The sequence below is a fragment of the Methylobacterium sp. J-067 genome (assembly GCF_022829465.1).
GTDB lineage: Bacteria > Pseudomonadota > Alphaproteobacteria > Rhizobiales > Beijerinckiaceae > Methylobacterium > Methylobacterium litchii.
In genome coordinates, this window is record NZ_JAKSXZ010000146.1 from 331,547 (window position 1) to 354,069 (window position 22,523).

At 70.6% G+C, this 22,523-nt stretch carries 23 protein-coding genes; 14 read left to right on the top strand and 9 right to left on the bottom strand.

Going from position 1 to position 22,523, the window contains the following annotated elements:
- Nucleotides 1-25: 25 nt before the first annotated feature.
- From MKK52_RS25015 to MKK52_RS25025, 3 genes are all read left to right on the top strand, one after another.
- Nucleotides 26-346, top strand: a complete 321-nt coding sequence (locus MKK52_RS25015) for a hypothetical protein (protein WP_243959097.1) — start codon at nucleotides 26-28, stop codon at nucleotides 344-346.
- Between the two features lie 108 nt (nucleotides 347-454).
- Nucleotides 455-1,723: a PQQ-dependent sugar dehydrogenase gene (locus MKK52_RS25020; RefSeq protein ID WP_243959099.1), complete on the top strand. Its 1,269-nt coding sequence runs from the start codon at nucleotides 455-457 to the stop codon at nucleotides 1,721-1,723.
- A 66-nt stretch (nucleotides 1,724-1,789) separates the two neighbouring features.
- Nucleotides 1,790-2,107, top strand: coding sequence for a c-type cytochrome (locus MKK52_RS25025; protein WP_243959101.1), 318 nt, complete (start codon nucleotides 1,790-1,792; stop codon nucleotides 2,105-2,107).
- A gap of 6 nt (nucleotides 2,108-2,113) precedes the next feature.
- Here MKK52_RS25025 and lepA read toward each other — a convergent pair whose 3' ends face one another.
- The 3 genes from lepA to MKK52_RS25040 all read right to left on the bottom strand — a co-directional run bounded on the left by lepA (nucleotide 2,114) and on the right by MKK52_RS25040 (nucleotide 5,173).
- Nucleotides 2,114-3,916: a translation elongation factor 4 gene (gene lepA, locus MKK52_RS25030; protein WP_243959104.1), complete on the bottom strand. Its 1,803-nt coding sequence runs from the start codon at nucleotides 3,914-3,916 to the stop codon at nucleotides 2,114-2,116.
- Nucleotides 3,917-4,120: 204 nt separating this feature from the next.
- On the bottom strand, nucleotides 4,121-4,321 hold the full coding sequence (locus MKK52_RS25035; protein ID WP_238201181.1) for a hypothetical protein: 201 nt from the start codon (nucleotides 4,319-4,321) through the stop codon (nucleotides 4,121-4,123).
- A 54-nt stretch (nucleotides 4,322-4,375) separates the two neighbouring features.
- Nucleotides 4,376-5,173 carry a HugZ family protein gene (locus tag MKK52_RS25040; RefSeq protein WP_243959106.1) on the bottom strand — a complete coding sequence of 266 codons (798 nt, stop codon included), beginning with the start codon at nucleotides 5,171-5,173 and terminating at the stop codon, nucleotides 4,376-4,378.
- Nucleotides 5,174-5,399: 226 nt separating this feature from the next.
- Here MKK52_RS25040 and MKK52_RS25045 point away from each other — a divergent pair, with 226 nt between their 5' ends.
- From MKK52_RS25045 to MKK52_RS25060, 4 genes are all read left to right on the top strand, one after another.
- Nucleotides 5,400-6,110: a response regulator transcription factor gene (locus tag MKK52_RS25045; RefSeq protein WP_238252065.1), complete on the top strand. Its 711-nt coding sequence runs from the start codon at nucleotides 5,400-5,402 to the stop codon at nucleotides 6,108-6,110.
- A gap of 11 nt (nucleotides 6,111-6,121) precedes the next feature.
- Nucleotides 6,122-7,954: a stimulus-sensing domain-containing protein gene (locus MKK52_RS25050; protein WP_409564739.1), complete on the top strand. Its 1,833-nt coding sequence runs from the start codon at nucleotides 6,122-6,124 to the stop codon at nucleotides 7,952-7,954.
- Entirely contained in the window at nucleotides 7,954-8,394 is a 441-nt protein-coding gene (locus MKK52_RS25055; protein ID WP_243959108.1) for an HPr kinase/phosphorylase, read from the top strand. The genes MKK52_RS25050 and MKK52_RS25055 overlap by 1 nt, the downstream gene beginning before the upstream one ends.
- Nucleotides 8,395-8,567: 173 nt before the next feature.
- Nucleotides 8,568-8,969 carry a PTS sugar transporter subunit IIA gene (locus tag MKK52_RS25060; RefSeq protein WP_243929963.1) on the top strand — a complete coding sequence of 134 codons (402 nt, stop codon included), beginning with the start codon at nucleotides 8,568-8,570 and terminating at the stop codon, nucleotides 8,967-8,969.
- Here the strand turns inward: MKK52_RS25060 and MKK52_RS25065 are convergent.
- From MKK52_RS25065 to MKK52_RS25080, 4 genes are read right to left on the bottom strand one after another with little or no spacing between them, the layout of a single operon-like run.
- Nucleotides 8,935-9,777 (bottom strand): EamA family transporter, encoded by an 843-nt coding sequence (locus tag MKK52_RS25065; protein ID WP_243959750.1) that lies wholly within the window; start codon nucleotides 9,775-9,777, stop codon nucleotides 8,935-8,937. The genes MKK52_RS25060 and MKK52_RS25065 overlap by 35 nt on opposite strands.
- A 47-nt stretch (nucleotides 9,778-9,824) precedes the next feature.
- Complete coding sequence (gene rpe / locus MKK52_RS25070) at nucleotides 9,825-10,511, bottom strand: ribulose-phosphate 3-epimerase (RefSeq protein ID WP_243959110.1); 687 nt, start codon at nucleotides 10,509-10,511, stop codon at nucleotides 9,825-9,827.
- Between the two features lie 44 nt (nucleotides 10,512-10,555).
- Nucleotides 10,556-11,416, bottom strand: a complete 861-nt coding sequence (locus MKK52_RS25075; RefSeq protein WP_243959112.1) for a phosphoribulokinase — start codon at nucleotides 11,414-11,416, stop codon at nucleotides 10,556-10,558.
- Nucleotides 11,417-11,441: 25 nt separating this feature from the next.
- Entirely contained in the window at nucleotides 11,442-12,491 is a 1,050-nt protein-coding gene (locus MKK52_RS25080) for a class 1 fructose-bisphosphatase (protein WP_243959114.1), read from the bottom strand.
- Nucleotides 12,492-12,659: 168 nt separating this feature from the next.
- On the opposite strand from MKK52_RS25080, the gene MKK52_RS25085 reads away from it, so the two are divergent.
- Together MKK52_RS25085 and MKK52_RS25090 are read left to right on the top strand one after the other, a co-directional pair.
- The gene (locus tag MKK52_RS25085) at nucleotides 12,660-13,607 is read left to right on the top strand and encodes a LysR family transcriptional regulator (protein WP_243959118.1); all 948 of its coding nucleotides are present in this window, start codon (nucleotides 12,660-12,662) and stop codon (nucleotides 13,605-13,607) included.
- Between the two features lie 2 nt (nucleotides 13,608-13,609).
- A complete protein-coding gene (locus tag MKK52_RS25090) occupies nucleotides 13,610-14,848 on the top strand; it encodes an NAD(P)/FAD-dependent oxidoreductase (protein ID WP_243959120.1) in 1,239 nt (412 codons plus the stop codon).
- Here the strand turns inward: MKK52_RS25090 and MKK52_RS25095 are convergent.
- Both MKK52_RS25095 and MKK52_RS25100 read right to left on the bottom strand, forming a co-directional pair.
- Nucleotides 14,820-16,031 (bottom strand): MFS transporter, encoded by a 1,212-nt coding sequence (locus MKK52_RS25095; protein WP_243959122.1) that lies wholly within the window; start codon nucleotides 16,029-16,031, stop codon nucleotides 14,820-14,822. The two genes, MKK52_RS25090 and MKK52_RS25095, sit on opposite strands and share 29 nt — an antisense overlap.
- 88 nt (nucleotides 16,032-16,119) lie before the next feature.
- The gene (locus MKK52_RS25100) at nucleotides 16,120-17,034 is read right to left on the bottom strand and encodes a LysR family transcriptional regulator (RefSeq protein WP_243959124.1); all 915 of its coding nucleotides are present in this window, start codon (nucleotides 17,032-17,034) and stop codon (nucleotides 16,120-16,122) included.
- A gap of 94 nt (nucleotides 17,035-17,128) precedes the next feature.
- Here MKK52_RS25100 and MKK52_RS25105 point away from each other — a divergent pair, with 94 nt between their 5' ends.
- From MKK52_RS25105 to MKK52_RS25125, 5 genes are all read left to right on the top strand, one after another.
- Nucleotides 17,129-17,347, top strand: a complete 219-nt coding sequence (locus MKK52_RS25105; RefSeq protein WP_409564740.1) for a glutathione S-transferase N-terminal domain-containing protein — start codon at nucleotides 17,129-17,131, stop codon at nucleotides 17,345-17,347.
- A 5-nt stretch (nucleotides 17,348-17,352) separates the two neighbouring features.
- Entirely contained in the window at nucleotides 17,353-18,279 is a 927-nt protein-coding gene (locus MKK52_RS25110) for a pyridoxamine 5'-phosphate oxidase family protein (RefSeq protein ID WP_243959126.1), read from the top strand.
- A 133-nt stretch (nucleotides 18,280-18,412) separates the two neighbouring features.
- Nucleotides 18,413-18,793 carry a response regulator gene (locus MKK52_RS25115; protein ID WP_243959128.1) on the top strand — a complete coding sequence of 127 codons (381 nt, stop codon included), beginning with the start codon at nucleotides 18,413-18,415 and terminating at the stop codon, nucleotides 18,791-18,793.
- A 44-nt stretch (nucleotides 18,794-18,837) separates the two neighbouring features.
- Nucleotides 18,838-20,799: an AI-2E family transporter gene (locus tag MKK52_RS25120; RefSeq protein ID WP_243959130.1), complete on the top strand. Its 1,962-nt coding sequence runs from the start codon at nucleotides 18,838-18,840 to the stop codon at nucleotides 20,797-20,799.
- Nucleotides 20,800-20,918: 119 nt separating this feature from the next.
- Nucleotides 20,919-22,520: a hybrid sensor histidine kinase/response regulator gene (locus MKK52_RS25125; RefSeq protein WP_243959133.1), complete on the top strand. Its 1,602-nt coding sequence runs from the start codon at nucleotides 20,919-20,921 to the stop codon at nucleotides 22,518-22,520.
- Nucleotides 22,521-22,523 lie beyond the last annotated feature (3 nt).

A 22,523-nucleotide genomic window follows, 5' to 3' on the forward strand; every position in this document is an offset into this window, starting at 1 on the left:
TAACCCGGATCCGGTACGACCTGCGATGAGGCCGTTGGTCCTCACCCTGCTTTTGGCCCCCCTCGCCGCGTTCGCGACCGGGCTCTCGGCCCGCGCCGAGCCCCCGCGCACGCCCCGGGGCTCCGTGACGGCCCGGATGACCTGTGCCGAGGCGATGGCGCTGGTGCAGCGCGAGGGCGACATCATGATCGCCGCCGGCGCCGCACCGGAACGCCTCGTCCGCGACCGCAACCAGTGCGAATTGTCGGACATCGCGGAACTGCGATTCGTGCCGACGCGGGACAACCCGCAATGCCCGATCGGCTACCGCTGCCGCGAGCCCGGCTTCGAAGAATGGAACTGGTAGGGATCACGAAGCGCACATCCCGTCACGCAACTCCCTTGTGCCCGATATACGGCGATCTATCCTTTATGCAGCCGCCCGCGTGACAGGGCGGATCGGGAGAGACCGCCCATGCGAACGCTGATCCTCGCCGCGCTGCTGACGGGCGTGGCGATTCCCGCCCTGGCTCAGGGGGCCGCGCCCGCCGAGACCAAGGCCAAGACCGACGACCTCGAGAAGCTGGAGAGCTTCCACAGCACCTCGACGCAGCCCGCGCCGGAGATCCCGCAGACCGGCCGCAAGGCCGACGCGATCGCCAAGAACCTCGCCAAGGTGAAGCTGCCGGACGGGTTCAAGATCGCCCTCTACGCCATCGTGCCGGATGCCCGCGCCCTGGCGGTGGGGCCGAATGCCGGCGTGCTGTTCGTCGGCACCCGCAAGTCGAAGGTCTACACGGTAACCGACCGCGACAAGGACCGTGTCGCCGACGAGGTCCGCGCCTTCGCGCCGGGCATCGACTTCAAGATCCCCAACGGCGTCTGCTTCTCGCGGGACGGCGTGCTGACGGTGGTGGAGCAGAACCGCGTGCTCGCCTTCCCGGCGGCCGAGTTCTTCTACGAGAACCCGGATGTGGCCGCCGGCGTGCTGGTGAAGCAGGGCGAGCTGATCCCCACCTCCGAGGAGAGCTTCAACCACACGGCCCGCGTCTGCCGCGTCGGGCCGGACGGCAAGACCTACATCGCGCTCGGCCAGCCCTACAACGTGCCGCCCGCCGCCAAGATGGACCTGTACCGGAAGCAGGGCATCGGCGGGATCATCCGCATGGATGCCGACGGCAAGAACCGCGAGGTCTACGCCACCGGCATCCGCAACTCGGTGGGCATGGACTTCGCCACCGACAAGAGCCTGTGGTTCACGGACAATCAGGTCGACGGCATGGGCGACGACAAGCCGCCGGGCGAGTTGAACCGCGCCACCAAGGCCGGGGAGAACTTCGGCTTCCCGTGGTTCGGCGGCGGCGCGGTGCGCACCGTCGAGTACAAGGACGAGACCCCGCCCGCCGACGCAGTGCCGCCGATGGCCGAACTGCCGCCCCATGCGGCCGATCTCGGCATGACCTTCTACAACGGGAAGTCGTTTCCCGATTCGTACAAGGGCGGCATCTTCATCGCCGAGCACGGTTCGTGGAACCGCACCCAGCCGATCGGCGCGCGGGTGATGTTCGCCAAGCTCGGCGCTGACGGGAAGGTCGAATCGGTGAAGCCCTTCGCGGAGGGCTGGCTGACCGGCGACGGCGAGTATCTCGGCCGCCCCGTGGACGTGGCGGTGATGCTCGACGGCTCGCTGCTCGTCTCCGACGATTCCGCCGGGGCGGTGTATCGGATCTCCTACGAGAAGTAGGTATTTGGAGTGTCGCTCCCCTCCCTCGCGGAGGGGAGCCGCGTCGCGTCAAACGAGCCGGAACCGATGACCCGCCTGATCCTCATCCTCGCCGCCACGCTGGTGCCGCTGGGCGCGCAGGCGGGCGACGCCGCCCTCGGCAAGAAGCGCGCGACCGCCTGCCAGACCTGCCACGGCATGGACGGCCTCTCGAAGCTGCCGGAGGCGCCGAACCTTGCCGGTCAGGTCGAGCCCTATCTGGTGAAGGCGCTCACCGAGTACCGCGAGGGCAAGCGCCAGAACGAGATCATGAACGTCGTCGCGAAGGAGCTGTCCGACGCGGATATCGCGAACCTCGCGGCGTATTACGCGGGCATCCAGATCGACGTGCTGCCGCCGGGATAGACGACCTCAATCGTCCATCTTCAGGGCGGCGATGAACGCCTCCTGCGGGATCTCCACACGGCCGAACTGGCGCATCTTCTTCTTGCCCTCCTTCTGCTTGTCGAGGAGCTTGCGCTTGCGCGAGATGTCGCCGCCGTAGCACTTGGCGGTCACGTCCTTGGAGAGCGCCCGGATGGTCTCGCGGGCGATGATCTTGCCGCCGATCGCCGCCTGGACGGGGATCTGGAACAGGTGGCGGGGGATCAGGTCCTTCAGCTTCTCGCACATGGCCCGGCCGCGGCTCTCGGCGCGGGTGCGGTGGACCAGCATCGACAGGGCGTCCACCGGCTCGGCGTTGACCAGCAGCGACATCTTCACGAGGTCGCCCTCGCGGTAGTCGGACACATGGTAGTCGAACGAGGCGTAGCCCTTCGAGATCGACTTCAGCCGGTCGTAGAAGTCGAACACCACCTCGTTCAGCGGCAGGTCGTAGATGACCATGGCGCGCTTGCCGACGTAGTTGAGGTCGATCTGGATGCCGCGCCGGTCCTGGCAGAGCTTGAGCACGCCGCCGAGATATTCGTCGGGCGTGAGGATCGTGGCGCGGATCCACGGCTCCTCGATGATCTCGATCTTCATCACGTCCGGCATGTCGGCCGGGTTGTGCAGCTCCTTGGTGGTCCCGTCGCGCATCTGCAGGCGGTAGACCACGGACGGGGCCGTCGAGATCAGGTCGAGGTTGAACTCACGCTCCAGCCGCTCCTGGATGATCTCCAGGTGTAGCAGGCCGAGGAAGCCGCAGCGGAAGCCGAAGCCCAGAGCCGCCGAACTCTCCATCTCGTAGGAGAACGAGGCATCGTTCAGCCGGAGCTTGCCCATCGCCGAGCGCAGGTTCTCGAACTCGGCTGCGTCCACCGGGAACAGGCCGCAGAACACCACCGCCTGGACTTCCTTGAAGCCCGGCAGCATGCCGCTGGTCTGGCGCTTGTCCTCGGTGATCGTGTCGCCGACGCGGGTGTCGGCCACCTCCTTGATCGAGCCGGTGAAGAACCCAACCTCGCCCGGGCCCAGCGCCTCGATCTCGGACATCTTCGGGCGGAACACGCCGATCCGGTCCACGCCGTAGACCGCGTCGGCGCCCATCATGCGGATGGTCATGCCCTTCTTGAGCACGCCGTCCACGATGCGCACCAGCACCACGACGCCGAGATAGGCGTCGTACCAGCTATCCACGAGGAGCGCCTTGAGGGGCGCGGCCGGGTCGCCCTTCGGCGCCGGCAGCTTGGTGACGATGGCTTCCAGCACCGCCTCGATGTTGAGGCCGGTCTTGGCCGAGATCGGCACCGCCTCCGAGGCGTCGAGGCCGATCACCTCCTCGATCTGCTCCTTCACCCGGTCCGGCTCGGCGGCGGGGAGATCGACCTTGTTGAGGACGGGCACGATCTCGTGATTGGCGTCAAGCGCCTGGTAAACGTTCGCCAGCGTCTGCGCCTCGACGCCCTGCGAGGCATCGACCACCAGCAGCGAGCCCTCGCAGGCGGCGAGCGAGCGCGAGACCTCGTAGGCGAAGTCCACGTGGCCGGGCGTGTCCATCAGGTTGAGGATGTAGGTCCGGCCATCCTTGGCCGGGTATTCCAGGCGCACGGTCTGCGCCTTGATGGTGATGCCGCGCTCCTTCTCGATGTCCATCGAGTCGAGCATCTGCTCGCTCATGTCGCGGAGCGCGACGGTGCCGGTGGCCTGGATCAGGCGGTCGGCGAGCGTCGATTTCCCGTGGTCGATATGGGCGACGATCGAGAAGTTGCGGATGGTGTCGATCGGGGCGGTCATCGATGTTCCGTTCGGGCGCACGGCCAAGGCGGGCGCATGCCGGCAAATCGCGATGGTCGGGCCAGGGGCCGACCGGGCGCCTGCGAGATAGCAGCGCCGGGCCACAGCGTCGAGCGCGAGGGAATCGCGGGACTTCCGACCACGCAAACGAAACCGCCCGAAGCGGGCGGCTCCGGGCGGTTTGCGTTTCGTTCGGGTCGAGCGTTACCGGCCGCGGTCGCGGATCAGTCGCTCGATCTCGGCCTCGCCGTGGGAGCGGGCCTTGGCCTCGGTCGGGTGCTTCCGGTCCGACCGCTGGTGAAGCTTGCCGTGCTTGCGGATGCTCCACTGGTAGAGCGCGCCGCTCTCGCCGACCGGATGAACCTCGAGGCTGAAGGGAAAGGTGTCGGAGTGCGTATCGTTCATGCTGCCCATATGGGGCGGATCGCCACCTTTTGCCATCCCGGCAACGCATTCCTCTCACGCGCCGGTTGAACCCTCCGCAGGACTGCCCGACCGTGCGCGCGCGGCCATGGCGACGAGACTCTTGCGCAACCCCCCCATGTCCGAGACCGGCTCGGGGTAGAGAACCCGCGCCGTCCGGTCGCCGGCCATCAGGTCCATGCCCTCGGGATCGAGCCCGCTGAGCCGCCAGGACGCCTCCGTCTCGCCCGCCGCCGTCGCGTAGAGGGCGAGGGCATCCGCGTGGTCGGCGTTCATGTGGGCGACGGCGCCGCCCTCCCCCGCCACGATGGCCTCCCGGCCGGTCAGGTCGAGGAGGAGCTCGGCGGGCGTCAGCGTCGCAGCCTTGGCGAAGCCGCCGTTGAGGTGGCCCGCCTCCGGGGCCAGGGCAAAGAAGGCGAAGTCCGGGAAGTCCGCGTAGAGCTTCGCCTTCGGGTGGCGGGCCAGGAAGCGCTCGCGAGCGCGGGGCTCGGCACTCTGCATCGCGCGGCCGTTCACCGTTAGGCGGGGATGGGCGAGCGGGTCGCCCTTTCCGCCCTGGCTGAACAGCAGCGAGCAGCGCGGATCGGCCAGGAGGTTGCGGGTGTGGGCCGAAAGGCGCGACAACAGCATCAGCGGCGTGCCGTCCACGTCGGTGGCCATCGTGACGAGGGAGGCGAAGGGCATGCCCTCCCCGTCGATGGTCGCCAGAGCCCCCGAGCGGATGGTGCGCAGGAGCATCCGCGCGAGGCCGATCGCGTCGAAGGGCGCCTCCGCCGCCGGCAGGGGCCGGGCGGGGCCTCGCGGTCCCTCGGATACGCCGCCAGTCTCAGCCATGCACACGCCTCCGTGACCCGAGCGATCCAGAAGATTACGGCCAAGCTATGACCGCCGCTCGCTTTTTCCCAGGGAACATATTAAAGCACCCGTCCCCCTCGGCGCGAGCCGGAACCGCTTCCCGCGGCGGAATGCCCTCGCGCCTACAGCCAGCCCCGATGGGGCCGGGATGCGACGCGGCCGTTTGCGCGGCCGCGCCCGACCCCGTTCAGCCAGGGATCCGCGCATGCCGACCATTGCCCTCGTCGACGACGACCGGAACATCCTGACCTCCGTGTCGATCGCCCTGGAGACCGAAGGCTACCGGATCCAGACCTACACCGACGGGGCCTCGGCCCTGGACGGTCTGCGCCACTCGCCCCCCGACCTCGCGATCTTCGACATCAAGATGCCGCGCATGGACGGGATGGAGCTGCTGCGGCGGCTGCGCCAGAAATCGGACCTGCCGGTCATCTTCCTCACCTCGAAGGACGAGGAGATCGACGAACTGTTCGGCCTGAAGATGGGCGCGGACGACTTCATCCATAAGCCGTTCTCGCAGCGGCTTCTGGTGGAGCGGGTGAAGGCGGTGCTGCGCCGCTTCGCGAAGGAAGCCCCCGGCGCCCCGCCGCGCGGCGAGGCCGAGGCCGCCGCCCGCTCCCTGGAGCGCGGCGCCCTGATGATGGACCCCGAGCGGCACACCTGCACCTGGAAGGGCGAGGCGGTGACGCTGACCGTCACCGAATTCCTGATCCTCCAGGCGCTGGCCCACCGGCCCGGCGTCGTGAAGAGCCGCAACGCCCTCATGGACGCGGCCTACGACGATCAGGTCTATGTCGATGACCGCACCATCGACAGCCACATCAAGCGCCTGCGCAAGAAGTTCAAGGCGACCGACCAGAGCTTCGACATGATTGAGACGCTCTACGGCGTCGGCTACCGGTTCAAGGAGGCGTAGGCCGGGCCAGGATGGATCGCTCACCCGTGTCGCCACCGCACGCCTCCCAGGCTCACGACGTTGCCGCCGACGATGTCCCCTCCCGCCCCTGGACGCGCCACGCCCTGTCCTACCCGCTGCGCCTGCCGCGGGCCCTGTGGGACGGGGTGGGGCAGCGCGCCTCGTCGAGCCTCACGCGGCGCATCGTCGTCCTCAACCTCGTCGGGCTGATCGCCCTCCTCGTCGGCTTCCTCTACCTGAACCAGTTCCGGCAGGGCCTGATCCAGGCCCGCGTCCAGAGCCTCGCCATCCAGGGCGAGATCATCGCGGGCGCCATCGCCGCCTCGGCCTCGGTGGACCCGGATACGATCCGCATCGACCCCGACAAGCTGCTCCAGCAGCAGGCCGGCGAGGGCGACGAGGAAGCCCAGTCCCTCGCCTTCTCCCTGAACCCGGAACGGGTGGCGCCGCTGCTCGCACGCCTCGTGACGCCCACCGGCAACCGCGCCCGCGTCTACGATCAGGAAGGCGGGCTGCTGTTCGACACCCGCACCCTGTTCAAGCGCGGCGATGCCGCCCGCTCCGAGCCGGCGGCGGGCCGCCCGCACAAGGCGGGGCTGCTCGAATCGGCCTTCGACACGGTCCACGCCAAGCTCACCGGCCTGTTCGGGCGCGCGACGCCGCAGGAGGAAGCGGGCCCCGTCAACGGCCATTCCCTGCGCGAGGTCCAGGCCGCCCTGAACGGGGCGCGCGGCAGCCTCGTGCGGCGCAACGCCCTCAGCGAGACCACCGTCTCGGTGGCGGTGCCGATCCACAAGGCCGGCGCGGTGCGCGGCGCGCTGCTCATCTCCACGCAAGGCGACGCCATCGACCGGGTGATCGCCTCCGAGCGATTCGGCCTGTTCCAGGTGTTCCTGATCGCCGCCGTGGTGATGGTGGTGCTCTCCTTCCTGCTGGCGGGCGCCATCGCCGGGCCGGTGCGGCGCCTCGCGGAGGCCGCCGAGAAGGTGCGCATGGGCATCAAGACCCGCGAGGAGATCCCCGACTTCACCGAGCGCACCGACGAGATCGGCCACCTCTCCGGTGCCCTGCGGGACATGACCCAGGCGCTCTACCGGCGCATCGACGCCATCGAGAACTTCGCCGCCGACGTCAGCCACGAGTTGAAGAACCCGCTGACCTCGCTGCGCAGCGCCGTCGAGACCCTGCCTCTCGCCAAGACCGAGGATTCGCGCGGGCGGCTGATGGCGATCATCCAGCACGACGTGAAGCGCCTCGACCGGCTGATCAGCGACATCGCGGACGCCTCGCGCCTTGATGCCGAGCTCGCCCGCGCCGAGGCGCGGCGGGTCGATCTCAAGAAGCTCCTCTCCACCGTCGTCTCGGTGGCGAACGAGCGGCGGCGGCCGAAGGATTGCCTGATCCAGCTCGATCTCGACCCCAACGACCCTGAGGGCGCCTACGCGATCATCGGCCACGACAGCCGGCTCGGGCAGGTGGTGAACAACCTCCTCGACAATGCCCGCTCGTTCTCGCCCTCGGACGCGAAGGTGCGCGTCGCCCTGCGCCGGGTGCGCAACGAGATCGAGCTGGTCTGCGAGGACGAGGGGCCGGGCATCCCCGAACACGCCCTGGAGCGAATCTTCGAGCGCTTCTACACCGACCGGCCCGAGCAGGGCTTCGGACAGAATTCCGGCCTCGGCCTCTCGATCTCCCGCCAGATCGTCCAGGCGCATCGCGGCACGATCCGCGCCGAGAACCGGCCCGGCGCCCCCAACGAGGAGGGCGAGCCCACCGTGCGCGGCGCCCGCTTCATTGTCCGCCTGCCGGCCGCATCCAGGCAATTGTCGCAGCACGCGGCCTGATGGAAAGCCTGCACGCCGCCTGCATCGTACTGGGCGAGGCGGGCGTGCTGATTCTCGGGCCCTCGGGGGCGGGCAAGTCGACGCTTGCCCTCATGCTCGCCGATTCGCCCGGCGGGGCGCTGGTGGCCGACGACCGGGTGCGGATCCTGTCGCGGGAGGGGCGCCTCGTCGCCTGTCCCCACCCCGCCGAGGCCGGGCGGGTGGAGATCCGGGGCCAGGGCCTCCTCACCGCCGAGGCGCTCGGCCTCGCGCGCCGGACGGAGGCGGTCCTGAGCCTCGCCATCGACCTCGTGGAGACGCAGCCGCGCCTGCCCGAGCCGCCGGAGGCGTCGCGAATCCTGGGGATAGGCCTGCCCCGCCTGATCCTCGACCGGGGCGCCCGGACGGCAGGGCTCGCGCCGATGCTGGTGAGGGCCGCCCTGCGCGGGAGGGGAGCGTGACTTCGCAGCCGCACACGTCCGGCGTTTTGCTTAATTGCCCTGCAACCCGTAGCGTCGGCCTGCGTACCATGGCATGATTCCATGATTGCGCGGGCAAAGAGTCGCGATCGCCTTGTGAGATACTGTGCGATGCACAACATGGCGGTCCGCACAGGATGTCGGAACACGTGTCGATGATTGGCATGGTGCTCGTCACCCACGGGCTGCTCGCGACCGAGTTCAAGGCCGCACTCGAGCACGTGGTCGGCCCCCAGGATCAGATCGAAACGATCACGATCGGGCCGGAAGACGATATGGAATTGAGACGCCGGGACATCATGTCCGCGGTGTGCCGGGTGAACACCGGCGAAGGCGTCGTCGTGCTGACCGACATGTTCGGCGGCACCCCCTCCAACCTTGCCCTGTCGTGCATGAACGGCGGCTCGGTGGAGGTGGTGGCGGGCATCAACCTGCCGATGCTCATCAAGCTCGCCAGCGTGCGCGACGAGGAAAGCCTCGGCGACGCGGTGCTTCACGCCCAGGAGGCGGGGCGCAAATACATCAACGTCGCGTCGCGGGTTCTGGCGGGGAAGTGAGCAGGGCCGCCGGCTGGGGGCGGCGGGTGGCGGTGATGCCGGCCGAGGCCGCGATCACCAAGCCGATGGCGAGCCACTGCACCGGCGTCAGCGCCTCACCGATCAGGACATAGGCGAGCAGGGCGGCGATCGCCGGCTCCACGCTCATCAGCACGCCGAAGGTCGTCCGGTCGAGGCGGCGCAGGGCGACCATCTCCAGCGAATACGGCAGGGCGCTCGACAGGAGCGCCACCGCCAATCCGAGCAGCAGGGTCGCGGGCGCGAACAAGGCCGTGCCGGCTTCCGCGAGACCCGCCGGCGCTACGACGAGGGCGGCGGCGAGCATCCCCCAGGCGACCGCCTGCCCGCCATCGACGCGGCCCGCCCTTTGCCCGAACAGGATGTAGAGCGCCCAGGCCGCCCCCGCCGCCAGGGCCAGGGCGATGCCGAGGGGATCGAGGCCACCCACACCCCCGAGGGGCAGGAGCAGGCCGAGCCCCAGGACGGCGAGGCCGATCCAGGCGAGATCCGCCGTCCGCCGGGAGCCGGCGATGGCGAGAACGAGGGGGCCGGTGAACTCGATGGCCACCGCCGGGCCGATGGGGAGCCGCGTCAGGGCGAGGTAGAACAGCAGGTTCATCACCCCCAGGGCCGCTCCGTAGAGGGCGATCCACCCGGCATCCCGTCGGGTGAGGCTGCGCCGCCACGGCCGCCAGACGGCGAGCAGGACGAGGGCCGAAAAGCCGACGCGCAGGCTCGCCGTCCCCGCCGCGCCGACGGAGGGGAACAGGGATTTCGCGATGGCCGCCCCGCCCTGAAGCGAGACCATTCCCGTCAGCAGGGCCGCGACGGGCAGGAGGAGCGGTGGGCTTGCCCTCACACCGAGAGAGAGTAGCCGGACGCCCCCTCGGCGCCTGCGCGGATCGCCGCGATGCGCTCGGCATAGGCTGCCTCGCCGCCGCCGAAGACGGCGTTGCCGGCCACGAACGTGTCGGCGCCGGCCCGGCTCGCGAGCCGCACCGTCTCGGCGTCGATGCCGCCATCGACCTCGAGGCGGATGTCGCGGCCCGCGATCATCGCCCGCACCCGCGCGACGGCTTCCATCGAGGATTTCAGGAAGCTCTGGCCGCCGAAGCCGGGATTCACGGTCATCACCAGCACGAGGTCCACGCTGTCGAGAAGCGGCTCGACGGCGGAGGCCGGGGTGCCGGGGTTGATCGCGATGCCGGCGCGCTTGCCGAGGTCGCGGATGGTCTGGAGCGAGCGGTGGATATGCGGCCCGGCCTCGGCGTGGACGGTGATGCCGTCCGCCCCGGCCTGGGCGAAGGCAGCGAGGTAGGGATCGGCCGGGGCGATCATCAGGTGGACGTCGAAGTACTTCTGCGTGTGCGGCCGCAGGGCCTTCACCACCGGAGCGCCGAAGGTGATGTTGGGCACGAAATGCCCGTCCATCACGTCGAGGTGGATCCAGTCGGCGCCGGCGGCCTCGATGGCGCGCACTTCCTCTGCGAGCCGCGAGAAGTCGGCCGAGAGGATCGAGGGGGCGATGACGGGAGGAAGCATGGGGTCGCGTCTTTCGGGGCTGGTCCGGTATCGGGCGGGGGCGCTCAGGCGAGCCGCCGCCGCCGCTCCACGAGTTGCATGATGATCGGCGTGAGGATCAGCTGCATCGCCAGATCGAGCTTGCCGCCGGGGATCACGATGGAGTTCGCCCGGCTCATGAACGAGTCGTGGATCATCGACACGAGATAGGAGAAGTCGATCCCCTTCGGGTTCTTGAAGCGGATCACCACCAGCGATTCGTCGGCGGTGGGAATCCAGCGAGCGATGAACGGGTTCGAGGTGTCCACCGTCGGCACGCGCTGGAAGTTGATGTCCGTCCACGAGAATTGCGGGCAGATGGTCTGCACGTAATCGGGCATCCGCCGCAGGATCACGTCCGTCACCGCCTCGGTGGAATAGCCCCGGAACGAGCGGTCCCGGTGCAGCTTCTGCACCCATTCGAGGTTGATCACCGGCACCACGCCGATCTTCAGGTCGGCGTAGCGGGCGATGTCGACCTGATCGTTCACGACGCAGCCGTGAAGCCCCTCGTAGAACAGAAGGTCCGAGCCCGGCTGGAACTCCTCCCACTCGGAGAAGGTGCCCTCCTGGATGCCGTAGAGCCGCGCGTCGTGGGCGTCGTGGGCGTAGTGGCGGGTGCGCCCGCCGCCCGATTCGGAATAGGCGCGGAACACCTCCTCCAGCTCGGGCAGGAGGTTCGCCTTGGGCGCGAAGTGGGAGAGCGTCGCCTCCCGCGCCATCATCTGGCGCATCGTGTCCCGGTCGAAGGCGTGGAAGCCGTCGCCCTCGATGAAGACGGCGTGCACGTCCTCTCGGCGGAAGATCTGCTCGAACGTGTTGCGGACGGAGGTGGTGCCGGCCCCCGAGGAGCCGGTCACCGAGATGATGGGATGGCGCGCGGACATCGCCTTGGACCGGACGGAGCCGCCCTCAGGGCCGCATCAGGCCGCGCTGGCCGAACAGCGGCGAGCGGCCCGCATCCGGCTTGCCGCCGGCATAGTAGGTTCCGACGCAGGTGACTTCCTCCGTCGAGCCGCAGATGAGCGGAGCGCGCTCGTGGATGCCCGTGGCCACGAGGTCGAGGATGCGCTCCTGACCGTCCGTAGCGGTGCCGCCGGCCTGCTCGATCAGCATGGCCACGGGAGCGACCTCGTAGAGCAGCCGCAGGCGACCGCGGGCGTAGCCCTTCCGGGAATCGCCCGGATAGAGGAACACGCCGCCGCGGGTCAGCACCCGCTGCATGTCGGCCACCATCGAGCCGAGCCAGCGCATGTTGAAGTCCTTGTCGCGCGGGCCCTCCGTCCCCCGCTGGCAATCCTCCACGAACGCCTTGACCGGTGGGTCCCAGAAGCGGGCGTTCGAGGCGTTAATCGCGTATTCCTTGGCCCCCGCCGGGATCTTCATGGCCGCGACGGTGAGGCGGAACTGGCCGACCTCCCGGTCGAGGACGAAGGTCTGCGTGCCCTGGCCGAAGGTGACGATGAGGGTCGTCGCCGGCCCGTAGTTCACGAAGCCCGCTGCGAGTTGCGCCGTGCCCGGCGTGCGGAAGCTCGCCTCGACGTCGTCTCCGGGAACCGCCGGGCGGATGCCGAACACGGTGCCCACCACCATGTTGACGCCGATGTTGGACGAGCCGTCCAGCGGGTCGATGGCGACGGCGAGCGGCGCGGACGGGTTCAGCACCATCACGTCGGCGGCCTCCTCCGAGGCCACGGTGGCGACGGGGGCACCGCGCAGGGCCGCCGTGACGCGCTCGTGGGCGATCACGTCGAGGGCCTTCTGCACGTCGCCGTCGCTATTCTGGTCGCCGGTGGCGGCGAGGTCGCCGCCGAGCGCCCCGCGCCCGATGACGGCGCTGATCTCGATGGAGGCCTCGGCCACGGCCGCGACCACGGCGGCGGTGTCCAGCAGGCCCGCATCGGCCTGCACCACCTGCGCGAGATAGGCGTCGAGGGGTGTCCCGACCGCTAGATCCGCCATCGGCCTGTCCTTCTTCTTACGGCTGTTACGTTCGGGATCGGATCTGTAGCCGTCCGGGGCCGTCCGTCATAGACGGCCCTGTGGGAGGATCGATAAGAACCCTCGGATACACTCGTCAAGAAATGTGCACGGCCTTGCGGCCCGGGTCAAAAAAAACGAGAAGCCCGCATGCGCAACCTGTCCCTGAAACAGCTCCAGGCGGTCGCGGCGGTGGCCAAGCTCGGCACCATGACGCGGGCGGCGCAGGAGCTCAACGTCACCTCGGCCGCGCTCTACGCGCGCATCCGCCAATTGGAGGAGGAGGCCGGGCTCCTCCTGTTCGACCGCACGCCCTCGGGCCTCAAGCCCACGGATGCCGGCCGCGAGATGCTGTGGGCGATCGACAGCATCAACACCATCCTCGAAACCTGCACCGACCGGCTGCGCTCCCTTCGCGGCATCTCCGGCGGGCGCGTCGCGCTCGGCGTGGTGACGACGGCGAAGTACTTCGCGCCGCAAGTCATCGCCGGCTTCTCCAAGTTGCACCCGGGCGTCGAGATCAGTCTCTCGGTGCGCAACCGGGGCCAGACGGTGGAAGCCCTGCGCGGCTACGAGATCGACTTCGCGGTGATGGGCCGCCCGCCGCGCGACTTCCCCATCGAGGCCGCGACCTTCGGCCCGCACCCGCTGGTGCTGGTGGCCGCGCCCGACCATCCCCTCGCCGGCCGCCGGGGCCTCGCCCGCACCGACCTCGCGGATCAGGCCTTCTTCATGCGCGAGGAAGGCTCCGGCACGCGCACCGTGTTCGAAGAGTTCATGAGCGGCGTGCTGGTGAAGCGCGCCCTCCTCGACATCGACACCGGCTCGAACGAGACGATCAAGCAGGCGGTGATCGCCGGGCTCGGCCTCGCCCTGCTTTCGGCCCATTCCGTCGCCGCCGAGGTGGAGAGCAGACGCCTCGCCGTCCTCGACGTGGCGGGCCTGCCGATCCGGCGCGACTGGTACGCCGTGCGCCGCGCCGACAAGGTGCTCGGCCCCGCCGCCTCGGCGGTGTGGAGCTACCTGATGAGCGACGGGGCGCGCTGGCTCCCCGGCCTCGACCTGATCAAGCCGGCCGTGGCGGCGCGGGAGAGCTAGGCGTGGAACCGGGCATCGTCATCGTCGGCGCCGGGCAGGCGGGGTTCCAGGCCGCCGCCTCGCTGCGTGAGGGCGGCTACCACGGCCCCCTGACCCTCGTCGGCGACGAGACCGCCCTGCCCTACCAGCGCCCGCCGCTGTCGAAGGCCTATCTCGCGGGCAAGACCGATGCGGACGGCCTCGCCCTGCGGCCCGCCTCGTTCTTCGCGGACCACCGCATCACCCTCCACGCGGCGAGCCCGGCGAAGGCCATCGACCGGGAGGGGCGCCGCCTCGTCCTCGCGGACGGCACCGCGCTGCCTTTCGCGCACCTCGTCCTCGCCACCGGCTCGCGCAACCGGCCCCTGCCGGTGCCGGGCGCCGATCTCGACGGGGTGCGCCAGTTGCGCGGCCTTGCCGATGCCGACGCCCTCAAGGCGGCGCTCGAAGGGGGCCCACGCATCGTCGTGATCGGCGCGGGCTTCATCGGCCTCGAATTCGCGGCGGTGGCCGCCGGACGGGGGCTCGACGTCACCGTCGTCGAGGCCGCCGAGCGAGCGATGGCGCGGGCCGTCTCCGCCGAGACCGCCGCCTTCTTCCGCACGGCGCACGAAGCGCTCGGCGTGCGCTTCGCCTTCGCGGCGGGGGTGACGGCACTAACCGGAGAAGGGGGCCGCGTCCGCGCCGTCGCCCTGGCGGATGGGCGCGAATTGCCGGCCGATCTCGTCGTCGTCGGCATCGGCGTCCTGCCGAACGCGGACCTCGCGGCCGAGGCGGGCCTGTCCGTCGCTGACGGCGTGCGGGTGGATGCCTTCCTCGCCACTTCCGATCCGGCGATCTCGGCCATCGGCGATTGCGCCCGGTTCCCGAGCCCCTTCGCCCACGGGCTGCACGGAGACGGCACCGTGCGCATCGAATCGGTGCAGAACGCCATCGACCAGGGCCGGTGCCTCGCCGCCCGGCTCACCGGCAAGCCGGCGGCCTATGCCGCGCTGCCGTGGTTCTGGAGCGACCAGGGCCCGCACAAGCTCCAGATCGCCGGGCTCTCGGCACCGGGGGATGCGGCCGTAATCCGGGGCGAAGGCTCTGCCTTCTCCGTGTTCCGCTTCCGGGACGGGCGGCTGAGCGCGGTCGAATCCATCAACCGGGCGGGCGACCACATGATCGCCCGGCGCCTCCTGAGCGCCGGCACGCCCCTCACCCCCGATCAGGCTGCCGACCCGGCCCTCGACCTCAAGGCGCTGGCGATGGGACGGGGCTGACCACCGGCCGCGACAGCAACGCGGCGGAGGTGAAGCCCAGCGCGACGATGGTCGCCGCGCAGGCGGCGAGCGCCCAGAACTGCCCGAAGACCTGCAATCCCTCGCCGACGATGGCGACGCTCACCGCCTGCCCGCAGAAGTAGGAGAAGGCGTGCAGCGCCACCGCCGAGCCGCGCGCCTTGGGCGCGACCTCGGTGACCTGCGTCTGGTAGGTGTTGTGGAGCATGTAGAAGCCGAGCCCCATCACCGTCAGGGCCGCGCAATCGGCCTGCCACGATCCGGCGGCGCCGATGATCAGCAGGGCGATGGCGCAGGTGATCCCGCCGACGATCAGCATCCGCGCCATGCCGAGCAGGCGCACCATCACGCCGACCAGGGCCGCGTAGACCAGCCCCCCGACGGCGAAGCCCGCGAGCGCCAACCCCGCCTCGCGCGGGCCTCCGGCCGCCCGCGCTTCGAGCAGGGGGGCGAGGTGGGGGAACACCCCGAAGATCGCGATGGCCTCCACGAAGACGGCACCGAACAGCACCCGCGCCCGTGGGTTGGCGAGGATCGTCCGGTAATTCGTGAGCGCCGCGCCGAAGGCCGGGCGGCGGGCGGGGACGCGGTCCCCGGCGGGGAAGCCGAACGCCACGGCGGCGCAGGCGAGGCCGGCGACGATGGCCGTCACCCCCGCCACGCCCCGCCAGCCGATCGAGGTCTCGATCAGGCCCGCAACGGTCGAGCCGGAAAGCTGCCCGAGGATCACCGCCACGAGGAACCGCCCGATGGCGACCTGACGGCCCGCCATCGGCACCCGGTCGCCGAGCAGGGCGAGGGAGAGGGGGATGCAGCCGCCGGCCGCCGCCCCGGCGAGCATCCGCAGGCCGAAGAGCGAGGACAGGTCCGGCGCGACGACGCAGAGCGCGAGGGCGACGCACAGCACCGCGAGGCACCCTGTCATCACCCGCGCCTTGCCCAGCGCATCGCCCACCGGGCCGAGGATCGGCTGAATGAGGGCGTAGGGCAGCGCGAAGGCGGTGGAGAGCAGGGCGACCCGGTGGGGATCGCCGCCGAGGTCGCGGGCGATGACGCCGACCAGCGGCTCGAACGACCGGAGCGCGAAGGTGCTGCCGAAGCCGGCGCAGGCGAGGACGACGATGAGCCTCGGGATCGGATCGGCCGAGGCGGAGGGGGCGGACATCGCAGCGGGACCCGGCGAAAGCGCGAGGGCCGCCTTGGCATGCCAGCGCGGGGAGCAAAAGTGTGCTGCGGCACACATCGCCCGGGAGTCAGGACATCCCCGCCCCGCTGTTCCCACCGTCGCTGTGCAGCACGGGGAGCGCCCGCAGGGCTGCGCTCGCGTGGTCGAGGAAGGCGTTCACCCGCGCCGGGCGGTGGTCGGCACCGGGGGTGACGAGTTGCACCGGCACCGGTGGCGGCTCGTGGCCGGGGAGAAGGCGCACCAGCCGCCCTGCCGCGATGTCCTCGGCGGCCTGATAGGACAGGACGCGGGCGATGCCCCGCCCGGCCCGCGCCGCCGTGAGTGCGGCCTCGACCTCGTTGACGATCAGGCGCGGCGCAAGGCGGACGCGGGTACGGCCGAACAGCCATTCGAGAGGACCGGAGCGGGTCTGGCCGAGGATCGTGTCGTGGGTGGCCAGATCGCCCGGACTCTGCGGGGCGCCACGGGCGGCGATGTAAGCCGGGCTCGCCACGAGGATCCGGCGGACCTGGCCCACCCGGCGGGCGACGAGGCGCGATTCGGCGGGCGCCCCGATGCGGAGGGCCACGTCGAGCCGTTCCTCCACGAGATCGACGTTGCGGTCGGCCAGAACGAGCTCGACCTGCGTCTCGGGGTAGGCGTCGAGGAAGGAGGCGACGACCGGCGCGATGTGCCGCCGCCCGAACAGGACCGGGGCCGTGATGCGCACGAGGCCCCGCACCAGCCCCTCGCCCGCCCCGAGGATCGCTCCTTCGTAGCCCGAGACGAGCCCCCGCGCCTGCTCGGCCAGCGCCAGCCCCGCCGGGGTGGGCGCGAGGCGGCGGGTGGTGCGCGCCACGAGCCGCGCCCCGACCCGCGCCTCCAGCGCGGCGAGCGCCCGCGTCGTGGCCGCAGCGGAGCGGTTCAGGCGTCGCGCCGCGCCGGCGAGGCTGCCGGCGTCGATGATCGCGACGAAGAGGGCCAATTCGTCCAGGCGGTCCATGATCGTTGCGGCATCTGAAATGCTGAATGCCGAGGAGACCCGGTTTCGCGCATCGCGTGCAAGAGCGATCTTTCCGGTGGAAGGAGATTCCACCATGTCCGAACCCGATATCACCCTCTACAGCCTGCGCCTCTCGGGTCACTCGCACCGCGCCGAGCTGTTCCGGTCGCTGCTTAACCCGCGTGGGCAGGTGCCGGTGCTCACGGATGGCGAGGTGGTCGTCCCCGACAGCGACGCCATCCTCGTCGGTCTGGCGGCCCGCTCCGCTCACGGCGGCGACTGGATTGCGGCCTCGCCCATCCCGGAGGAGTGAGCGCCATGGCCACGTTCCACGACGACGAGCGCGCGGCGCAGGCGCTGGCCGGGCACGTCCTCGGCGACATCCCGGCGATCCGGCCGTTCATGCCGGATCAGCACCGGAGCTTCTTCGCCGGGCTCCCCTACCTGTTCGTCGGCGCGGTGGACGAGACGGGTTGGCCCGTCGCCACGGTGGCGACCGGCGCGCCGGGCTTCATCCGCTCGTCCGACGCGACGCATCTGCACATCGCCGATACCCCGGCCCCGGACGACCCCGCCGGCCGCCATCTGGTGGCGGGACGCCCCGTCGGCCTGCTGGGGCTCGACCTGTCGAACCGCCGCCGCAACCGCGCCAACGGCACGATCGTCGCCCGCGACGAGGACGGCTTCACCGTCGAAGTCGCGGAGAGCTTCGGCAACTGCCCGAAATACATCCAGCGCCGGGAGGCGAGCCCGCTCCTGCGGCGGACGGGCCGGAGCGTGCCGCTCACCGGCCTCGACGCCGCCGCCCGCGCGATCATCGGGGCCGCCGACACGCTGTTCGTCGCCAGCCGGTCCCGCGCGGAGTTGGGCGGGGGCGTGGACATCTCCCACCGGGGCGGGCGGCCGGGCTTCGTCCGCGTGGAGGGTGACGGGCTGAGCGTGCCGGACTTCTCCGGCAACCGCTTCTTCAACACGTTCGGCAACCTGCTGGGCGATTCGCGCGCCTCCCTGCTGATCCCGGATTTCGAGACCGGCGACCTCCTCGTCCTCCAAGGCCGCGCCGAGATCGATTGGAGCGGGGACGCGGCCGCGCGCTTCGCGGGGGCCGAGCGCTCCTGGCGATTCGCGGTCGCGCGGGGCTGGCACCGGCCCGGCGCCCTGCCCTTCCGCTGGAGCGTGCCGGAGCCGGGCCCCCAGACCGCCGCGACGGGTTCCTGGGAGGCGCCGGACGCCCCTGACCGCTGAATAATCAATTCAGACGCACGGAAGCGTCAGGGTCGGAGGGACCGGATCGGCTCGGCGGACGTTGGAGGAAGTCGGAGCATTGTGCATCGCCGCGCGATGGCGCAGAGCAGGATCGGGGCGATGGGGGTTGGGGATGGCGAAGATACTGCTCGTCGAGGACCATGAGGAGATCTGGGACTTCCTGTCCCGGCGCCTCAAGCGGCGGGGCTACGAGGTGATCCTGGCCCATGACGGCGAGGCCGGCGTGCGGCAGGCCCGCGCCGGGCAACCGGACGTGATCCTCCTCGACATGAACCTGCCCGTCCTCGACGGCTGGTCCGCCGCCCGCGCCCTGAAGGCCGGGGCGGACACCCGCACCATCCCGATCATCGCGCTGACCGCCCACGCCATGTCCGGCGACCGGGACAAGGCGATCCAGGCGGGCTGCGACGACTACCATCCGAAGCCGGTCGATTTCTCGAAGCTGCTCAGCCAGATCAGCACGGCGCTCGGGGAGACGGCGCAGACCGGCTGAGGCCGGCTTCGCGCCAGAGGCATTGTGATAGGGGAAGCGTATCAGTGAGCGAGGATCCCGTCACGGCGCAGCGCCTGAGGCAGGGCCTGCCGATCATGGTGGCGCTCGCCTCCTTCCTCCTCGTCGTGGGGGTGATGGCCGCGCTCTATTTCGGGCGCGAGATCCTCGTGCCCGTCACCCTGGCGATCCTCCTGAGCTTCGTGCTGGCGCCCTTCGTGCGGATCCTGCGCCGGGTGCGGGTGCCGCGGGCGCCCGCCGTCATGCTCGTCGTGGTGATCGTGTTCGGCGCGCTGTTCGGCATTGGCAGCCTCATCGCCAGCGAGGCGTCGCAACTCGCCTCCGACCTGCCCCGCTACACCCTGACGATGCGCGACAAGATCCGCGACCTGCGCGGGGCCACCGACGGGTCGAGTTCCCTGTCGCGCCTCGTGGACATGGTGCAGGACCTCGGCGCGGCGATCTCGCCGCCGCCGGCCGCCGAGTACAAGGGCGAGCCCGGCACCCCCACCCATCCGCTGACCGTGGAATTGAGCCCCGCCCGGGCGAGCGTCCTCGACACGCTCCAGACTTTCGCCGGCCCGGTGCTACATCCGCTGGCCACGACCGGCCTGATCCTGATCTTCACGATCTTCATCCTGATGCAGCGCGAGGACCTGCGGAACCGCGCCATCCGCCTCATCGGCCCCGGCGACCTGCGGCGGACGACCGCCGCCATCGACGACGCCACGAGCCGGCTCTCGAAGTTCTTCCTGGCGCAGCTTGCCCTGAACATCGCCTTCGGCCTCGTGATCGGCCTCGGGCTGGGCTTCATCGGCGTGCCGAGCCCGACCCTGTTCGGCGTGCTCGCGGCGATCCTGCGCTTCGTGCCGTATATCGGCGCGGCGATCAGCGCCCTGCTGCCGGTGATCCTGGCGGCGGCGGTGGATCCCGGCTGGTCGATGGTGATCTCCACCGTGGCCCTGTTCCTCGTGGTCGAGCCCCTGTGCGGCCACGTGATCGAGCCGCTGCTCTACGGCCATTCCACCGGCATCTCGCCCGTGGCGGTGATCCTCTCGGCGACGATCTGGACCTTCCTGTGGGGGCCCATCGGCCTCGTCCTGGCGACGCCGCTCACCGTCTGCCTCGTGGTGCTCGGCCGCCATGTCGACCGGCTCTGGTACCTCGACGTGCTGCTCGGCGACCGGCCGGCGCTGGCGCCCTCCGAGATCTTCTACCAGCGGATGCTGGCGAACGACCCCGCCGAGGCCATCGAGCAGGGGCGGCAGTTCCTGAAAGAACGCGCCCTCGTCACCTATTACGATCAGGTGGTGCAGGCGGGGCTGCTGCTGGCGCAGGAAGACCTGTCGCGCGGGACCCTGGTGCGCGAGCGGCAGGAGGAGGTCGGCACGGCGATCCGCGCCGTGGTCGCGCGGCTCGGCACGCTGCCCGTCACCCGGCGTGTGCGGCGCAAGACCAGCCGGGGCGCCGACACCGAGACGGCGGCGGCCCTCGCCGCGGTCGGCCCCGACCGGCAGGAGGCGGCCATCGTGCTCGGACGCGAAGACCTTGCCCCCGCATGGCGCGGCGCCAAGCCGGTCCTTTGCGTGTCGAGCCGGGGCCCGTTCGACGAGGCGGCGACGCTGATGCTGAGCCAGGTCCTCGCCCGGCACGGCCTCGCCTCGCAGACCCTGTCCATGGCCGCGATCCGCGCGGGCGAGCGGCCGGAGGAGCAGGAGGGCATCGCGCTGGTGTGCTTCTCCTACCTCGAACCCGTCAGCCTCTCGCAGGTGCGCTTCTCCGTGCGGCAGGCCCGCGCCGCCATTCCCGGCGTGAAGGTGCTCGTGGGCTTCTGGCGGGAGCGCGACCCGGCGAGCCTCGCCCGCCTGCGCCGGGCGACCTCGGCGGACTATCTCGTCACCTCGCTGAGCGACGCCCTGTCCGCTGCCCTGGCGGCGAGCCGGGCACCGCAGCCCGCACCCGCCCTGGCCAAGCCGGCGACGCAGGAGCCCGCGCTGGCCCTCGCGTAAGGGCCGGCATCCCCTTTCGCACTTGCGCAGATTTCCGCCCAAGCTAGGGGGAACCGTTGGCGTCGGCGGAGCGATTCCCACCGTCGCCGGCGACCGGCGGGATGCGCGAGACCGAACAGATGTCCGAGTCCCAAGGGACCCGCGTCCACGACGACGCCCCGGCCGAGGTGTCCGACCCCAAGAGCGAGATCTTCTTCGCCGCCGTCGAGACGACGCGGATGCCGATGATCGTGACCGACCCGCGCCAGCCCGACAACCCGATCATCTTCGCCAACCGCGCCTTCCTGGCGATGACCGGCTACACGCCGGAAGAACTGATCGGCCGAAACTGCCGCTTCCTCCAGGGGCCCGAGACCGACCAGGAGACCATCGCCCAGGTGCGCGCCGCCATCGCGGAGCGGCGGGAATTCGCCACCGAGATCCTGAACTACCGCAAGAACGGCTCGACCTTCTGGAACGCCCTGTTCGTCTCGCCCGTGCACAACACGGAAGGCGAGCTCGTCTACTATTTCGGCTCGCAGCTCGACGTCTCCCGCCGCCGCGACGCGGAGGAGGCGCTGGGGCAGGCGCAGAAGATGGAAGCCCTCGGGCAGCTGACCGGCGGCATCGCCCACGACTTCAACAACCTGCTGCAGGTGATCGTCGGCTACGTCGACATCCTCGCCGCCGGGCTGGAGAAGCCGGACGCCGACCGGGCGCGGCTCGGCCGGGCCACAGACAACATCCGGCAGGCGGCGGAGCGCGCCACCACCCTCACGCAGCAGCTCCTGGCCTTCGCCCGCAAGCAGCGCTTGGAAGGCCGCTCGGTGAACCTGAACACCCTCGTCGAGGGGATGCGGGACATGATCGACCGCTCGGTCGGCGACGCGGTGCAGGTGGAGTTCGCCCTCGCGGACGACCTCTGGAACTGCCGCGTGGACCCGACCCAGGCCGAAGTCGCGCTCCTCAACGTGCTCATCAACGCCCGCGACGCGATGCCGGGCGGCGGCACCGTGCGCATCGCCACCGCCAACCGCACCGTGACGGTGACCGCCGACCACGAGGTCGGCCCCCTGCGCGAGGGGCGCTACACCTCCATCGCCGTCACCGACACCGGCACCGGCATGCCCCCCGCCGTGCTGGCGCGGGTGATGGACCCGTTCTTCACCACCAAGGAGGAGGGCAAGGGCACCGGGCTCGGCCTCTCCATGGTCTACGGCTTCGCCAAGCAATCCGGTGGGGCGGCGCAGATCGAATCCGCCGTCGGGTCCGGCACGACGGTGAAGCTGTCCTTCCCGGCGGTCGAGGGCGAGCAGGCCATGCCCGCCAAGGTCGCCCTGCGCACCGTCGACCGGCCGGGCACCGAGACGGTCCTCGTGGTGGACGACCGCCAGGACGTGGCCGAACTCGCCCGCACCATCCTGCGAGACTTCGGCTACACGGTGCTGATGGCCGGCAGCGGCAAGGAGGCGTTGGAAATCCTCGATTCCAGCGAGCGCATCGACCTGCTCTTCACCGACATGATCATGCCCGGCGGCATGAACGGCGTGGTGCTCGCCCGCGAGGCCCGCCGCCGCCAGCCGCGCCTGAAGGTGCTGCTCGCCACCGGCTACGCGGAGGCGAGCCTGGAGCGAACCGATGTGGGGGGTTCGGAATTCGACATCCTGAACAAGCCCTATCGCCGTACGGAGCTGATCCGGCGGGTGCGGGCGATCCTCGACGGCCCCACCGGAGTCTCGTGAGGC

Excerpts from the sequence above, each read along its gene's own strand:
- MKK52_RS25015 (WP_243959097.1), top strand. The coding sequence starts at position 26 with ATGAGGCCGTTGGTCCTCACCCTGCTTTTGGCCCCCCTCGCCGCGTTC.
- MKK52_RS25050 (WP_409564739.1), top strand. The coding sequence starts at position 6,122 with ATGGATCGCTCACCCGTGTCGCCACCGCACGCCTCCCAGGCTCACGAC.
- MKK52_RS25060 (WP_243929963.1), top strand. The coding sequence starts at position 8,568 with ATGATTGGCATGGTGCTCGTCACCCACGGGCTGCTCGCGACCGAGTTC.
- MKK52_RS25125 (WP_243959133.1), top strand. The coding sequence starts at position 20,919 with ATGTCCGAGTCCCAAGGGACCCGCGTCCACGACGACGCCCCGGCCGAG.
- MKK52_RS25045 (WP_238252065.1), top strand. The coding sequence starts at position 5,400 with ATGCCGACCATTGCCCTCGTCGACGACGACCGGAACATCCTGACCTCC.
- lepA (WP_243959104.1), bottom strand. The coding sequence starts at position 3,916 with ATGACCGCCCCGATCGACACCATCCGCAACTTCTCGATCGTCGCCCAT.
- rpe (WP_243959110.1), bottom strand. The coding sequence starts at position 10,511 with ATGCTTCCTCCCGTCATCGCCCCCTCGATCCTCTCGGCCGACTTCTCG.
- MKK52_RS25110 (WP_243959126.1), top strand. The coding sequence starts at position 17,353 with ATGGCCACGTTCCACGACGACGAGCGCGCGGCGCAGGCGCTGGCCGGG.
- MKK52_RS25100 (WP_243959124.1), bottom strand. The coding sequence starts at position 17,034 with ATGGACCGCCTGGACGAATTGGCCCTCTTCGTCGCGATCATCGACGCC.
- MKK52_RS25080 (WP_243959114.1), bottom strand. The coding sequence starts at position 12,491 with ATGGCGGATCTAGCGGTCGGGACACCCCTCGACGCCTATCTCGCGCAG.
- MKK52_RS25035 (WP_238201181.1), bottom strand. The coding sequence starts at position 4,321 with ATGAACGATACGCACTCCGACACCTTTCCCTTCAGCCTCGAGGTTCAT.
- MKK52_RS25055 (WP_243959108.1), top strand. The coding sequence starts at position 7,954 with ATGGAAAGCCTGCACGCCGCCTGCATCGTACTGGGCGAGGCGGGCGTG.
- MKK52_RS25025 (WP_243959101.1), top strand. The coding sequence starts at position 1,790 with ATGACCCGCCTGATCCTCATCCTCGCCGCCACGCTGGTGCCGCTGGGC.
- MKK52_RS25115 (WP_243959128.1), top strand. The coding sequence starts at position 18,413 with ATGGCGAAGATACTGCTCGTCGAGGACCATGAGGAGATCTGGGACTTC.
- MKK52_RS25105 (WP_409564740.1), top strand. The coding sequence starts at position 17,129 with ATGTCCGAACCCGATATCACCCTCTACAGCCTGCGCCTCTCGGGTCAC.
- MKK52_RS25085 (WP_243959118.1), top strand. The coding sequence starts at position 12,660 with ATGCGCAACCTGTCCCTGAAACAGCTCCAGGCGGTCGCGGCGGTGGCC.
- MKK52_RS25075 (WP_243959112.1), bottom strand. The coding sequence starts at position 11,416 with ATGTCCGCGCGCCATCCCATCATCTCGGTGACCGGCTCCTCGGGGGCC.
- MKK52_RS25040 (WP_243959106.1), bottom strand. The coding sequence starts at position 5,173 with ATGGCTGAGACTGGCGGCGTATCCGAGGGACCGCGAGGCCCCGCCCGG.
- MKK52_RS25095 (WP_243959122.1), bottom strand. The coding sequence starts at position 16,031 with ATGTCCGCCCCCTCCGCCTCGGCCGATCCGATCCCGAGGCTCATCGTC.
- MKK52_RS25020 (WP_243959099.1), top strand. The coding sequence starts at position 455 with ATGCGAACGCTGATCCTCGCCGCGCTGCTGACGGGCGTGGCGATTCCC.
- MKK52_RS25065 (WP_243959750.1), bottom strand. The coding sequence starts at position 9,777 with ATGGTCTCGCTTCAGGGCGGGGCGGCCATCGCGAAATCCCTGTTCCCC.